Origin of the sequence: Croceibacterium aestuarii (assembly GCF_030657335.1) — a bacterium.
GTDB lineage: Bacteria > Pseudomonadota > Alphaproteobacteria > Sphingomonadales > Sphingomonadaceae > Croceibacterium_B > Croceibacterium_B aestuarii.
Genome location: NZ_CP131039.1, coordinates 3,083,156 through 3,096,125 on the forward strand (window position 1 = coordinate 3,083,156; position 12,970 = coordinate 3,096,125).

Sequence of the window (12,970 nt, forward strand, 5' to 3'; positions counted from 1 at the left end):
AGCCCGATTACGGTGTCCGAGAGTACAATGACTTGCCTGCCAAGGCCGGATAACTTGCCTGCCGGCCACGCCGTAATTGCGCCTCCGGACAGCGGCCGGAATCCCGCGAATCCGAGCCGCCCAATAGAGATCACACTGTGTCGAACCCCGCCTCGACAGACGGGGTGTTAGGCGTCGCCTAGGCCGCTTTGGCCAGCCGCATGCGGCGGTATTCGCGCGGCGGCATGCCGTACTTCTCATGGAAGGTGCGCGTGAAATGGGCGGCGCTGTTGAACCCCCAGGAAAAAGCGATCTCGGTCAGCGTGTGCACACCCCATGACGGATTGGCCATCTGACGAGCGCACTCCTCGAGCCGACGGCGCAGGATGTAGGCGCTCATCTTCTCGCCGCCCGGCGCGAACACGGTCCGCAGATAGCGCGGGGAAATCCTCAGTCCCGCGGAGATCGAGGCCGGCGAGAGCTCGGGATCGCGCAAGTTGTCCTCGATGAACTGGATCACGTCCTTGCGCCGCTGCCAGGCGATGGCAGAGGCTTCTTCGACCGTTTCGACGCCGATTGTGTAGGACATCGCGATCATCTCGAGCAGGTAGCGTGCGACCCGATCCTCGTATCCGCCATCGATTTCTCCGCCGATGCCGCTGCTCAGTTCCCGCACCATCGCCGCGGCCGCGCTGGTCACGCCGGTTGCCCGGCCCAGCCGCCGACCGCAGAATTGCTCGGGAGTGGGCAGATAGGTCCGCAAGACTTCACCCGGCACGCGAACCATCACCGTGACCGAGTGGTCGTCCGTCAAAAAGTAATGCGGCAGCCCGGTATCGCAGAGCACGAAATCGCCGGCCTCGAGCTGGGACTCGCGGCCGTTGTGACAGAACGTGCTCGCGCCCTCTGCCTGAAGCAGGAAATTGAAGAGCCGAGGGGAATTGCGGGCGATGTGAATGTGTTTGCGCTCGACGCTGCAGCGATCGAGCGACAGCCGCGCGAGCTTCACGGGACCGAACTGTCCGATCCTCAGCTCCGCGTCGAACCTGTTGGTGTCGCCCGGCGTGAACTCGCACTGACTCATCTTGGTCGCATAGATTTCACCCCAGGCAGCCGCGCGACCAGCCACGGGCATCCCCTGCGTCGACAATAGTTCCATGCTCTCTGCTCTCCCGAGATCCCGTTCTGCGCCGGGTATCCATCGCTCTCCCAATGGAGGAAAGTTCGCATGCTAATAGGCGGGAGTCAAGTTTTTCGAAACAGTGTTTCGTTTTTGAGCGGGGGCGTGGTTCCCCTCAACCCGCTGGCGGAACGGCTCGCTCCGGCTGAGGCCGGAATGCGGGATCGCCCAAGCCCTCCAGTTCCTTGCCCACGGTTTCAGGCAGCAGGATTGTCGCGATGACGAGGATTGCAACCCCCGAGATGGCCAGGACCAGCATTGCCAGGCTCAGCGTCATCGACATCGCCACCAGCGGCACGGCCATGATGAACAGGGCGCTTCCCGCCCGTCCGAAATTGTAGGCGAAAGCCTGCCCCGTGCCGCGCAATTCCGTCGGGAACAGCTCGGTGAAGTACGGTCCGAAGCTGGCGTACATGCCGAACTGGAAAAAGCCATAGACGAAGCCGGCAAGGCCGAGAGCATAGACCGAGCTGCCGAGCGGGGCGAACAGGTAGATCGTCGCGGTGATTACGAAGCCCGCGCCGAACAGGCGGAAGACGTTACGCCGGCCCATCGCGTCGCTGACATAGGCGTTGCTCAGGAAGCCGAAGAAGCCACCCGCGCTGTTGAACATGACCAGCACGCCGGCAGTGGCGATGGGCAAGCCGCGTTCGAGGTTGAGAAACGAAGTGACGTAATTGCTGATCGAATAGGCCGCGCCCTGCACGCCGAGCGAAAGGATCGAAGCGAGAATGGTGATCTTGAGGACCGAAGGTCTGAAGATGGCCGCCATGCTCAGGCGCGTGCCGTTCTCCTTGGCCTGCGCCGCAGCCTTCTTGTAGACCTCGGAATCGTCCGATCCCCGGCGGACGAAGAAGATCAGCGCGGCCGGCAGGATCCCGCTCCAGAAGACGATGCGCCAGCCGATGTCGGGATCGAACGCGGCCGCCACCGGGCCGGCGAGCAATGCGGCGAGTGCCGAGCCGATCGCCGCGCCGCTGTGCACGGTGCCGAGCGCCTTGCCGCGGTCCTTGGGCATGATGACTTCACCCAGCAGCACCGCCCCGACCGCCCATTCGGCGCCGAAGCCGAGGCCCTGCAACGTCCGCGCGACCAGCAGTTGCTGGTAGTCCTGAGCGAAACCGCTGATGAAGGAAAAGACCGAGAACCACAGGATCGTCAGCTGCAGGATCCGCGCGCGGCCATAGCGATCGCACAGCCAGCCGCCGATCCAGCCTCCCAGGGCCGCCGCAAAATAGTTGACGCTGGCGATGAATCCCGCCTGCGCCAGCGTCATCCCGAGCGCGGCGACGAGCACCGGGATGAGGTAGGAATAGACCACCCCGTCGGCCATATCCATCGCCCAGCCGGCACTGCAGGTCCAGAAGATGCGGCGGGTTTTCTTGTCCGCGTCGCGGTACCAGGTGAACATCGCCATATGCGCTTGAAACCTCTCCGACTTAAGCCGTCCTCTGCCCCTCGACTGGGCGGGAATTCTTCCAGACGAAGCGCGCAGACAAGCGCGGCCCGTCCACGGTCCTTCGCCGCAAGCTAGGCTTTGGGCAAGCGACGGCTTGACCGGCGCGGCGCGGCGAGTTGCCGCGGCGGCCAAACGCGCGCAACCGTTCGAGCCGCCTGGGGCAAGACGGCAGACCGGTCTTGCGGGGAATGGAACCGACGAGGAGCGAGGCGTGGCAGATCCCCAGAAATTGATGTTGCACAACGTCCGGACTGTCCGGCTGGGCCAGGGCGTGGCCGACGACTGCGCTGCGGACCTGACGGCCGCGGGCTGTCTCCGGACTCTGCTCATTACCGGCGCGCCGATCCGCGCTCTGTGCAACGGACCGGTGCGCGCGCTGGAGGCAGCCGGCTGCGCGGTTGAGGTCCTCGAGGCGAGCGAGGGCGAACCCACGCTGGCCGACCTCGCCGCCGCGCTCGACGTTGCGCGTCGTTTCGAGGCCGACGGGGTCATTGGCCTCGGCGGCGGCAGCGCGATGGATGTGGCCAAGCTCGTCGCGGCCCTGATAGACGGCGAACAGGACTTCGCGGAAGTCGTCGGCACCGATCTCTTAAATCCGCGGAAAGTGCCGCTCGCATGCATTCCGACAACCGCCGGAACCGGCAGCGAGGTAACCCCGATCGCGATCGTCGAGGATACCGGGGCGCAGCTGAAGAAGGGCGTCGTCAGCCCGCACCTGGTGCCTGATTTCGCGTACCTGGACCCCGAGTTGACGCGGTCGATGCCGCGCGGAGTGACCGCAGCGACGGGCATCGACGCGCTGACCCACTGCATCGAATCCTACGCCAACCGGTTCGCGCATCCGGTGGTCGACCAGTGGGCGCTCGAGGGCATCCGTCTGGTGGGGCGCTATCTTGAGCGCGCCTGCGCCGATGGCGGAGACATGGAGGCGCGCGCCGGGATGCTGCGCGCGAGCCATCTGGGCGGACAGTGCCTGGGGCCGGTCAACACCGCCGCGGTGCATGCCCTCGCCTACCCGCTTGGCGGCGAGTTCCACATCGCCCACGGCGTCGCCAATTCGCTGCTGTTGCCGCACGTTTTGCGCTTCAATCTCGAAGCCGCGCCCGGCCGCTATGCGGATATTGCGGAAGCTCTGGGGACCGGACGCCGGGCCGACGACACCGCGACCGCCCTCGCCGGGGTCGAGCGGATCGAGCGGTTATCCGAAGCGGTCGGCATCGAGCGGCATCTCGCGGCATTCGGCATCAGCCACAACGTGATCCCGCACATGGCCGCCGCGGCGATGACCGTGCAGCGACTGCTCGTACGCAATCCGCGCGAAGTGACCGAGGCCGATGCCCAGGCGATCTACCAGGCCGCGCTTTGACAAGACACCGTTTTACCAGGAGAAACAATCGCCCATGGCCGACGCAGACCTGCTCCAGCTAAATGCCGAACTGGCGCTTCAGCTGGCCGATTACTGGCACGAGATCGACTTCAACGGGGGCCGCGAGGCTTCCGGTTATTACACCGAAGACGCGGAGTTCCATGGCCAGTTCGCCAGCTATATCGGCGTGGCCAAGATCCAGCAGTTCTACGACTGGCGCCGCGACCGCGGCGACCGTCTGTCGGTGCACAGCTTCACCAACTTTCGCGCCCGCTTCACCGGCGCCGACAGCGCCGAGGCGACCAACTTCCTGTTCCTATACGCTCGCGACGGGGTCAGGCCGCAGCCGAGTCATGAGCCGGTGACGATCAGTCTGGCGACGGACCGCTACGTGCGGCGCGACGGGCGCTGGCTGTGCACCTATCGCCGCTTCGAACACCTGTTCGAAAGCGATGTTCCGGTCACCAACCCCAAGCTGGACGAGGACAAGTGAGCAACAGGCAACGCGGCGCGCTCGACAACACCGACCTGCTGATTGCGAAGAACCTGATCGGCGGCAAATGGATCGGCGGCAATCGCGCGCCGATAGCGGTCGACGATCCCTTCACGCTCGACGATTTCGCCGAAGTCCCCAACCTGGGCGAGGACGAGGCCAGGCAAGCGGTCGCGGCGGCCGCAGAGGCCTTCCCGGCCTGGGCGGCGAAGACCGCCCGCGAACGCGGCGCAATCCTGCGCAGGTGGTTCGAGCTGCTGGTGGCCAATCGCGACGACATCGCCCGGCTGATCACCCGCGAGAACGGCAAGACCTTCACGGAGGCGCAGGGCGAATTCGACTACGGCGCCGGGTTCATGGAATTCTACGCCGACGAAGCGACCCGCGCGCTGGGCGAGACGATCCCCGCCCCCGTGCCCGGCCGGCGGCTCTACGCCGAGCGCGAGCCGATTGGGGTCGCCGCGGCGATCACCCCGTGGAACTTCCCGCTCGCGATGCTCACGCGCAAGGTCGGCCCGGCGCTGGCGGCCGGCTGCACGATGATCGCCAAGCCCGCCAGCGCGACGCCGCTGACCGCGCTGGCCTTCGCTCGGCTGGGCGAAGAAGCGGGCGTACCCGCCGGCGTGTTCAACATCCTCACGGGCTCGGCACGCGAGATCGGCGGGGTGCTCACCGCATCGCCGATCGTGCGCAAGCTTTCCTTCACCGGGTCGACCGAAATCGGCGTCCAGCTCTACCGCGAATCCGCCGCGACGATGAAGAAGCTCGGGCTCGAGCTCGGCGGCAACGCCCCCTTGCTGGTGTTCGACGATGCCGATCTCGAGGTCGCGGTCGAGGCGGCGATGGTCGCCAAGTTCAGGAACGGCGGGCAAAGCTGCATCGCCGCCAACCGCATCTATGTGCAGGACGGCATCCGCGACCGGTTCGTGGAGGCCTTCGGCGCGAGGGTTTCCGGCATGAAGGCGGGCGACGGGTTCGACCCTGCCAGCGACATCGGCCCCCTGATCGACGATGCCGGCAAGGCCAAGGTCGCCGAGCACCGCGATGACGCGTTGGAGCGCGGCGCGAGGCTGGTCGCCGGAGGAACCGAGGCAGCCGGGCGCCTGTTCGCCCCCACCCTGCTCGCCGATGTCCCTGCCGATGCCCAGCTGGCCCACGAAGAGACCTTCGGCCCGCTTGCCGGGGTGATCGGCTTCGCGACGGTTGAAGAGGCCCTGCGTCTGGCCAACGCAACCGAATTCGGCCTCGCCGCCTACATGTGCAGCGAGGACCCGAAGACCATCGCGAGGGTTTCGCGCGGTCTCGAAAGCGGCATGGTCGGAATCAACACCGGGCTGATCTCGACCCCGCACGCCCCGTTCGGCGGCGTGAAGATGAGCGGTCTCGGCAAGGAAGGGTCGCACCACGGGCTCGCCGAATACCTGAGCATCAAATATCTCTGCAAGGCAGGGCTCTAGGGAGCGACGCGATGCGCAAATCCAGCAAGGTCATCATCACCTGCGCACCGACGGGATCGATCCACACCCCGTCGATGTCCCCGCACCTGCCGGTCACGCCGGACCAGATCGCCGAAGCGGCGCTGGGTGCGGCCGAGGCCGGCGCGGCGGTGCTGCACCTCCACGCGCGCAATCCCGCCGACGGCAGCCCGAGCCCACGCGGGGAAGACTTCATGGCCTTCCTCCCGCGCATCAAGCAGAGCACCGATGCGGTGATCAATATTTCGACCGGCGGCAGCGCAACGATGTCGCTCGATGCCCGGCTCGAAGGCGCGCATGCTGCGCAGCCCGAGGTGTGCAGCCTGAACATGGGGCCGCTGATCTTCGACTTCTCCGCCGCCGGGAAACGCGTCGAGACCTGGCAGCACGAATGGGAGCGCGAGTACGTCGAGAGCAGCCGCGGCCGCATCATGTACAACGATAACGCTTTCATCGAGCTGATCATGGTCGAGGTCGGCCACGCTTACGGCACCCGGTTCGAGTTCGAGTGCTACGACGTCGGCCACCTCTATACCCTCGCCCATTTCGCCGACCGCGGCCTGGTCGAGCCGCCCTTCCTGATCCAGGCGGTGATCGGCATCCTCGGCGGCATCGGGCCCGACCCGCGCAACCTGGCGCACATGGTCACCATCGCCGACAGCCTCTTCGGCGACGACTATTTCCTCTCGGCCTTCGCCGCCGGCCGCCACCAGATGGACTTCTGTACCCAGTCGGTGCTGCTCGGCGGCCACGCCCGGGTCGGGCTGGAAGACAGCCTGTTCATCGGCAAGGGACAGCTCGCGGCGAGCAACGCCGAACAGGTCACGCGCATCCGCCAGATCGTCGAAGCGCTCGGCCGCGAAGTGGCCACCCCGGCCGAGGCGCGGGAGATGCTCGGCCTCAAGGGCGGCGACCGGGTAGGCTTTTGACGACCGCATAAGATCACGGCCGGGCTCCGCGAGGATACCCGGTCTATCAGGAGGTGGCGGAATCCGGTTTCCCGAACCAAGGGTTAGTCGATCGTGAAAATGCTACGCTGGACGTGCCGTACCCCGCCGTTGGCCTGGATCGGATCGTCCTTGCTGTTGAAGTAGTACAGCGTCCCTACCGTGTTGCCGCCAACCAGCCATGAGTTGGGATAGCCGAGGTCCCAGCTGCCGCCATCGTCGCGCACGATTATTTCCGGCCCCCAGGTCTTGCCGCCGTCCTCGCTCACCGTCGCGCGGATGCCCGATGGCATCAGGCGATAGCCGTAGATCGAGACGATCCGGCCGTCCGGCATGATCACGAGGTTTCCAGGTGCGCCGTAATCGTTGACTCGACTGAGGAAGCCCCAAGTCTCGCCGCCGTCGTCGGAATGGAACACTTCGGACCACATGACCCCGGTGGGATCGCGCTGACAACGAGTGATGCACAGGATACGGCCGTTGGGCAGCAAGTAACCGCGCGGGTAGAACCAGCGGTGGCCGACGAAAGCCACCGACGGGTCTTCGTAATTGCCGTCGGTGTTGCCGAACGGGTCTTCGTACGGCGTCACGTAGGACATGAAGTGGAATTCACGCCCCTGGTTGGTGCTGCCGTAGACCAGCGGATGGCGATGGGTGTTGTCCTTGTCGACCGCAAACATGAACACCAGCAAGCGACCGTCGGGACGGACCAGCGTCGACTGAATCCCGGTCATCGAAGGGATGCCTTCGAGCGGGACGAGGATTGTCGGACCCCAGGTCTTGCCGCCGTCGCGCGACAGACGTGCGGTGCCCTGCGTGCCCGAAGTCGCAAATCCGCCCAAGCTGCCGCTCGAAACCAGCACGTTCTTGTCGAGATAGTTGACCGGTTCGGCAAACTTCGTCGGCATCTCTTCGCGCTTCATCCCGCGCCCTTCGCCGCCGGGGCCGGCCATCATGTCGTATTGCGGCCCTACCCAGGTCAGCCCGCGGTCGTTTGAACGCATCGTGACCGTCCGCGGATTGCTGCTGTTGGCGCCGAGAACGTCGTGCCGGATCTTCGAGCCGTCGTCGTAGACCACGTTGCGGGTGGCGAAATTGGCGATCAGCGTGCCCGCCCCGTTTTCCCAGAACCCACTGGTGAAGGGCCAAGAGCAGAATTCGTCGTCGCGGCGATAGACCACGGCGTGATCGACCTGTTTCGGGCGCCGGGGTGGTGCGAATACTATCGGCACGGGAGGGCTCCTGCGAAAGGCGTGACGGCGGATTTAGCGGCTAGCTGCTTCCGCGGCCGCCCGGCACGAATATCCGGTTGGCCGTATCGTGGAATAACGATTTCTGTTGTGCTTCGCCGAGGCCCGAAGCGGAATCGAGTGCGTACTGGACCCAGCCGAACATGCTACCGGGCGTGTTACCCACGTCGCTGCCCCAAACCATCTTGTCGGCGCTGAAGGTCTTGACCATGTATTCGAGGAAAGGTTTGGGATCGACGGCCTGTTGGTGGAACTGTTCGATCAGCAGCGTGGTGTACTTGTAATAGACGTTGGGGATCTGCGCGAGCGCAATGTGCTGAGGTGTGAGGCCTTGAGTCGCCGGCAACGCCTTGGGCTGCGGGAAGCCGATGTGATCGAGCACAATGTTCACGTTGGGATATCGCTTCGCGAACTCCCCGACGGTCGCCATGGTGGGCGCCATGTTGCCGCCGATCGGCATGAGCACGACCACCAGCCCGAGCGCGTTCGCGGCTTCCCAATTCTTTGCGGCGGCGTCGCTCAGGAAATTAAATGTGCCGGCCTTATCGGGCGTGCCAGTCCAGCGAACGCCGGCAATCCTGTTCTCCCGGGCGAACTTCGCCAGCTGCGCCGGTCCCTCGCCTGACACCGGGTCAGTAATCACCACCGGGATAATGCGGTCGGGATGTTCCCTGGCAATGTCGAGCAGGTAGCTGTTATCAGTCTGGTAGGTGCTGTTGTACTGCACCCCGCAGCCTTTCTCGATTCCGCACTCGTCCCAGAACGCGAAGATCTCCTTTGGTGTCTGGGGATAGCGCATGGCCTTGGCCACCATCACTTCCGGACCGTAACGGCTGCGTGTGGCGTGGAAGGGGTATTTGTCGACGTCGTTGGTGTAGAAATGCGCGTGCGTGTCGAACAGCTTGAACGATGGGTTGATGACATGCGCGAAGGCGGCCTTCGGCAGCAAGACCATCCCGGTTGCGGCGATACCCGACCCGATGAGCGTACGGCGGTCAATCATGCTGAAACCTCTCCCAAAGATCATTTTTCGGCCCCCTCCGAACGGATTGGCCGCAAGATTCCTCCACCTTCGTATCCCACGTTGAACTCGGCAACTTGATTGCATCGGCGCTGCAAACGTACCGAGCGGTGAGCGCGCAAGATCACCATGCCCTCGAGCGCAGCCGCCGCTCAGTCAGTCGATCGAGAAGAAGCTTCGGGCGATGAACCGCACGCCGCCGGCGCCCCAAGGCGGCCAGGCTTCGGTCTTGACCTGTATCGGGTCATCCTTGGTGTTGTAGTAATACACAACGCCGACCCTTCCCGGAGAGACCTCCCAGGCGCGCGGGTACCCAATATCCCAGCTGCCGGCATCATTTCGAACGATAATCTCCGGGCTCCAGCTCCTTCCGCCGTCCTTGCTGACGACGGCGCGTATGCCCGGCGGGTCCATCCGGCGGCCGTAGACAAGCACCAGACGGCCATCGCTCATGAGGACCGGTGCGCTCGGTGCGCCGAAGTCGGTCGCACGCGAGAGAAACCGCCAGGTGCCGCCGCCATCGTCGCTCGAGTAGATTTCGGTCCACTGCGCAGCCGACCAGTCGCGATCACGCCGCAGGACACACAGCAACCGCCCATCGGGCAGCGCGACGCCGCGTGGATACATGAAGGGCGGGCCGCCGTTGCGATCCGGGGCGATGGAGGCCAGGAAATGGAAGTCGGTCCCGTCTTCCGTGCTGCAGTAAACAAGTGGACCATTCGAGCCCGGCGCGCCCTGGAAGCCGGCGGTGCTTCCGGTCATGAACAGGAGACAGCGGCCGTCTGCGCGGATTGTCGCTGAATCGTACGCGGCAAGCGAGGCCAAGTTGTCCATCGGCAGCATAGCGGAGCGCGACCAGGTGCTGCCGGCGTCCTTGGATATCCGAATGAACGAATGCCGTTCCGGCGCTTCGGTCACGGTCTTGAGGTCCTCGTAGAAGTCCCTCACCAGCGGATCGTTCTGCATGTAGAGGTAATTGAAATTGGTCACGAGCACGTTCGGGTCGGTGAAATCGACTGGCCCTACCTCGCTGAGCGGCCCCGGCCGGCCATCGATGCCGATCCGCGGCACCATCACGTCGTTGTTCGGCCGGTGCGGCTCGACACTCGTGACCTCCCAGGTCCGGCCGTTGTCGTGCGAGCGGACGGTCGCCCCCCGGCGCCCCCCCGGACTGTTGGTGACCAGGAACGTGTGATTGAGCAGGTCGGGATGGCCCGCGGCGGCGGCGGCATAATCGACTGTCGCCAGCGAGAAATTGCAGATGAGCCCCTTCCCCGGCGTTTCCCAAAAGCCGCGCGTATAGGGGTGGCTCGCGAACTCGTGCACGTTGCGATAGACGACCGCGTTGTCGATGTCCTTCGCCCAGCGCGCGGGCCCGAACTTGCGGATCAGCGGCGCGGCCTGTGCGCGAACCGCGGTGGACAGCAGCACCAGGCCTGCCGCGGAACCGCCCACTAGGGCACGACGTCGTGAAATTCCCGAAGCCGGACTCGCGGCAGTGACCTCGTTACGCGGGCTATGGTTGAACACTTTCATTGCCTCCCGTGGAATTCTTCGACCTGCCGCCGTTGGTGGGCAACCTGAGGCCGCCATTCCGCCCCGAACGATTTGCCATCACTTCAAGGACGACCGCAGCAACGCCAGCATCGCGGCCCAGGCCTGGTCGGCGGACGCGGCATCGTATGCCGGATTGTCGCTCACGCCGAAGCCGTGGTTGCCAGCGGCTACCACGACGGTGCCCTTGAGCCCGGCGTCGGCAAAGGCCTTTTCCAGGTCGGTCTTGTCGCCCGGCTCGCGCTCGAAGGCATTCTTACCCATCACGACATAGTAAGCCGCCTTGCTCTGGTTGACGAAGAGATGCGGGCTGTTGGGGCGAGCAGTTGCGACCGCGAGCGGGTGAATCGCCGCAACCGCCCCGATCCGGCCCGGCACTGCGCGGGCGGCGATGAAGGCATAGGCGGCGCCGATGTCGTAGCCGACCACGCCCAACTTGGCAGACTTGTCGACCTGCGGAACGCCGTCGAGGTAAGCGACATAGGCCTTCGAATCCTCGATCACTGCAGCGTCAGTCGCCGCCCCGCGCCATTGCTTGCTGCGGGTAGGATAATCGAGAGTGCTCGCGGCCGTGCCGTCGAGCGCAACGCTGCGGTAAAATGCGTTCGGGACTAAAACCACATATCCGTCACCGGCGAGCTTGCGGCCGAGATCGGCGATCGCGGGCCGCAGGCCGCCGAGATCGCTGAACAGGATGACGCCGGGGGCTCTTCCCTTCGCCGGGGTGAATAGCAAGGCGTCGGCCGCGCCCTCGGCCGTCGTGACAGTGACGTGCCGTTCGCCCGCGGCTGCACTTCCGGCAGGGACCGTGGCGCAGGCGGCGACCATCATCCCGAACATAGCCGTTAGCGCGGCGAATGCCCGTCGCGTCATTGTTCCTCTTAGTCCCACCATGACCGTGTTCACTTTCATGTTTGCAAGTTCGCCAAGGCGGCAACCCGTCTGTCGGTCAGTCGATCGAGAAGATGCTGCGTTGCACGTGCCGCACGCCGCCGTTGACCTGAATTTTGTCGTCCTTGCTGTTGAAATAGTAGATTGTGCAGATCCGGCCGTCGTCCATTTCCCAGGCATTGGGATAGCCGAGATCCCAGCTTCCGCCGTCATCGCGGACGATCAGTTCGGGGCCCCACGTCGCGCCATCGTCCTCGCTTACCTTGGCGCGGATGCCCGACGGCATCAGGCGATAGCCGTAGACCATGACCAGCCGCCCATCCTTCTTCACGACAAGGCTGCCTGGTGCGCCGAAGTCGTTGACGCGCGATAGGAACGACCAGGTGCGGCCGCCGTCGTCGCTCTTGTAGACCTCGGTCCACATGACGCCCTCCGGGCCGCGCTGGCTGCGCAGGACGCAGAGCATCCGTCCGTTGGGCAGCAAATAGCCGCGGGGATAGAACCAGTGCTGGCCCGCGAACGCGAGCGGCGGCTTCCAGTCGCCGGCAGTGTTTCCGAACGTGTCAACCTTGGGAGTCACGAACGACAGGAAGTGGAAATCGAGTCCGCGAGGAGGCAGTGCGAACACGCAAGGGTGACGATCGAAGCCGTTGATCACCTCGATAAGCCAGATTAGCGCCGTGCCGTCCGGCCGGATCAGAACGGAGTTCATGCCCGAAGCCGAATGCAACCCGTCGAGCGGAACTTCGAACGGCGGGCTCCAGGTGTGCCCGCGGTCCTTCGAAACCCGCACATTCGTCTTCGAGGTGGGCGCCGCGAAAGCCGTCGCATTGTTGGCGATGAGAACGTTTTCGTCGAGATAGTCGATTGGCTGCAGATCGCCCAGGTTCTTGGCATTGGCCATGCTCTTATCGATCCGCCCGAAGATGTTATTCTCCGGCCCGGTCCAGGTGCGGCCATAGTCCTTTGAGCGGAACGATAGCATCTTGGTGACGCCGCCTTGGCTGCCCAGCTTGTTGTGGGCGATCGCCTGCGCATTGGGATAAGTAGTAGTCGTGGAGCGGATCTGTTGGAGAATCTCACCGTCACCCATGTTCCAGTAGCCCATCACGTGAGGCCAACCGGCGAACTCATCGTCTTTGCGATAAACGACTTTGTGCTCGACGCCGACGAGCCTGCGCGGTGCGGCGTATATCTCGATCGGGCCGCCCCGCCCGCCGGCCCGGGCTGATGATGCGAATATCATCAAACTCACGGCGGCGCCGCCCATCAGCGAAGTGCGGCGCGTGATGCGAGCGATCGGGAAATTGCTAGCCATGTGCACACTCGACTTTCCGCTTGTCGCTCCGCTGGGC

11 protein-coding genes are annotated in these 12,970 nt (G+C 64.7%); 4 read left to right on the forward strand and 7 right to left on the reverse strand.

Annotated elements, in window-relative coordinates:
- Positions 1-178: 178 nt before the first annotated feature.
- A complete protein-coding gene (locus Q7I88_RS15265; protein WP_305096762.1) occupies positions 179-1,138 on the reverse strand; it encodes an AraC-like ligand-binding domain-containing protein in 960 nt (319 codons plus the stop codon).
- 136 nt (positions 1,139-1,274) lie between these two features.
- On the reverse strand, positions 1,275-2,576 hold the full coding sequence (locus Q7I88_RS15270) for an MFS transporter (protein WP_305096763.1): 1,302 nt from the start codon (positions 2,574-2,576) through the stop codon (positions 1,275-1,277).
- Between the two features lie 253 nt (positions 2,577-2,829).
- On the opposite strand from Q7I88_RS15270, the gene Q7I88_RS15275 reads away from it, so the two are divergent.
- From Q7I88_RS15275 to kce, 4 genes are read left to right on the forward strand one after another with little or no spacing between them, the layout of a single operon-like run.
- Positions 2,830-3,984, forward strand: coding sequence for an iron-containing alcohol dehydrogenase (locus Q7I88_RS15275; protein WP_305096764.1), 1,155 nt, complete (start codon positions 2,830-2,832; stop codon positions 3,982-3,984).
- A 34-nt stretch (positions 3,985-4,018) separates the two neighbouring features.
- Positions 4,019-4,477 (forward strand): nuclear transport factor 2 family protein, encoded by a 459-nt coding sequence (locus tag Q7I88_RS15280; protein ID WP_305096765.1) that lies wholly within the window; start codon positions 4,019-4,021, stop codon positions 4,475-4,477.
- Positions 4,474-5,934 carry an NAD-dependent succinate-semialdehyde dehydrogenase gene (locus Q7I88_RS15285; protein ID WP_305096766.1) on the forward strand — a complete coding sequence of 487 codons (1,461 nt, stop codon included), beginning with the start codon at positions 4,474-4,476 and terminating at the stop codon, positions 5,932-5,934. The genes Q7I88_RS15280 and Q7I88_RS15285 overlap by 4 nt, the downstream gene beginning before the upstream one ends.
- 11 nt (positions 5,935-5,945) lie before the next feature.
- Positions 5,946-6,881 carry a 3,5-dioxohexanoate:acetyl-CoA acetone transferase gene (kce, locus tag Q7I88_RS15290; RefSeq protein WP_305096767.1) on the forward strand — a complete coding sequence of 312 codons (936 nt, stop codon included), beginning with the start codon at positions 5,946-5,948 and terminating at the stop codon, positions 6,879-6,881.
- 83 nt (positions 6,882-6,964) lie between these two features.
- On the opposite strand, the gene Q7I88_RS15295 is transcribed toward kce, so the two are convergent.
- The 5 genes from Q7I88_RS15295 to Q7I88_RS15315 all read right to left on the reverse strand — a co-directional run bounded on the left by Q7I88_RS15295 (position 6,965) and on the right by Q7I88_RS15315 (position 12,933).
- Positions 6,965-8,131, reverse strand: coding sequence for a sialidase family protein (locus tag Q7I88_RS15295; RefSeq protein ID WP_305096768.1), 1,167 nt, complete (start codon positions 8,129-8,131; stop codon positions 6,965-6,967).
- 40 nt (positions 8,132-8,171) lie between these two features.
- Positions 8,172-9,152 carry an amidohydrolase family protein gene (locus tag Q7I88_RS15300; protein ID WP_305096769.1) on the reverse strand — a complete coding sequence of 327 codons (981 nt, stop codon included), beginning with the start codon at positions 9,150-9,152 and terminating at the stop codon, positions 8,172-8,174.
- Between the two features lie 174 nt (positions 9,153-9,326).
- Entirely contained in the window at positions 9,327-10,601 is a 1,275-nt protein-coding gene (locus Q7I88_RS15305; RefSeq protein ID WP_305096770.1) for a sialidase family protein, read from the reverse strand.
- A 183-nt stretch (positions 10,602-10,784) separates the two neighbouring features.
- Entirely contained in the window at positions 10,785-11,597 is an 813-nt protein-coding gene (locus Q7I88_RS15310; RefSeq protein ID WP_305096771.1) for a dienelactone hydrolase family protein, read from the reverse strand.
- A gap of 76 nt (positions 11,598-11,673) precedes the next feature.
- Complete coding sequence (locus Q7I88_RS15315) at positions 11,674-12,933, reverse strand: sialidase family protein (protein ID WP_305096772.1); 1,260 nt, start codon at positions 12,931-12,933, stop codon at positions 11,674-11,676.
- Positions 12,934-12,970 lie beyond the last annotated feature (37 nt).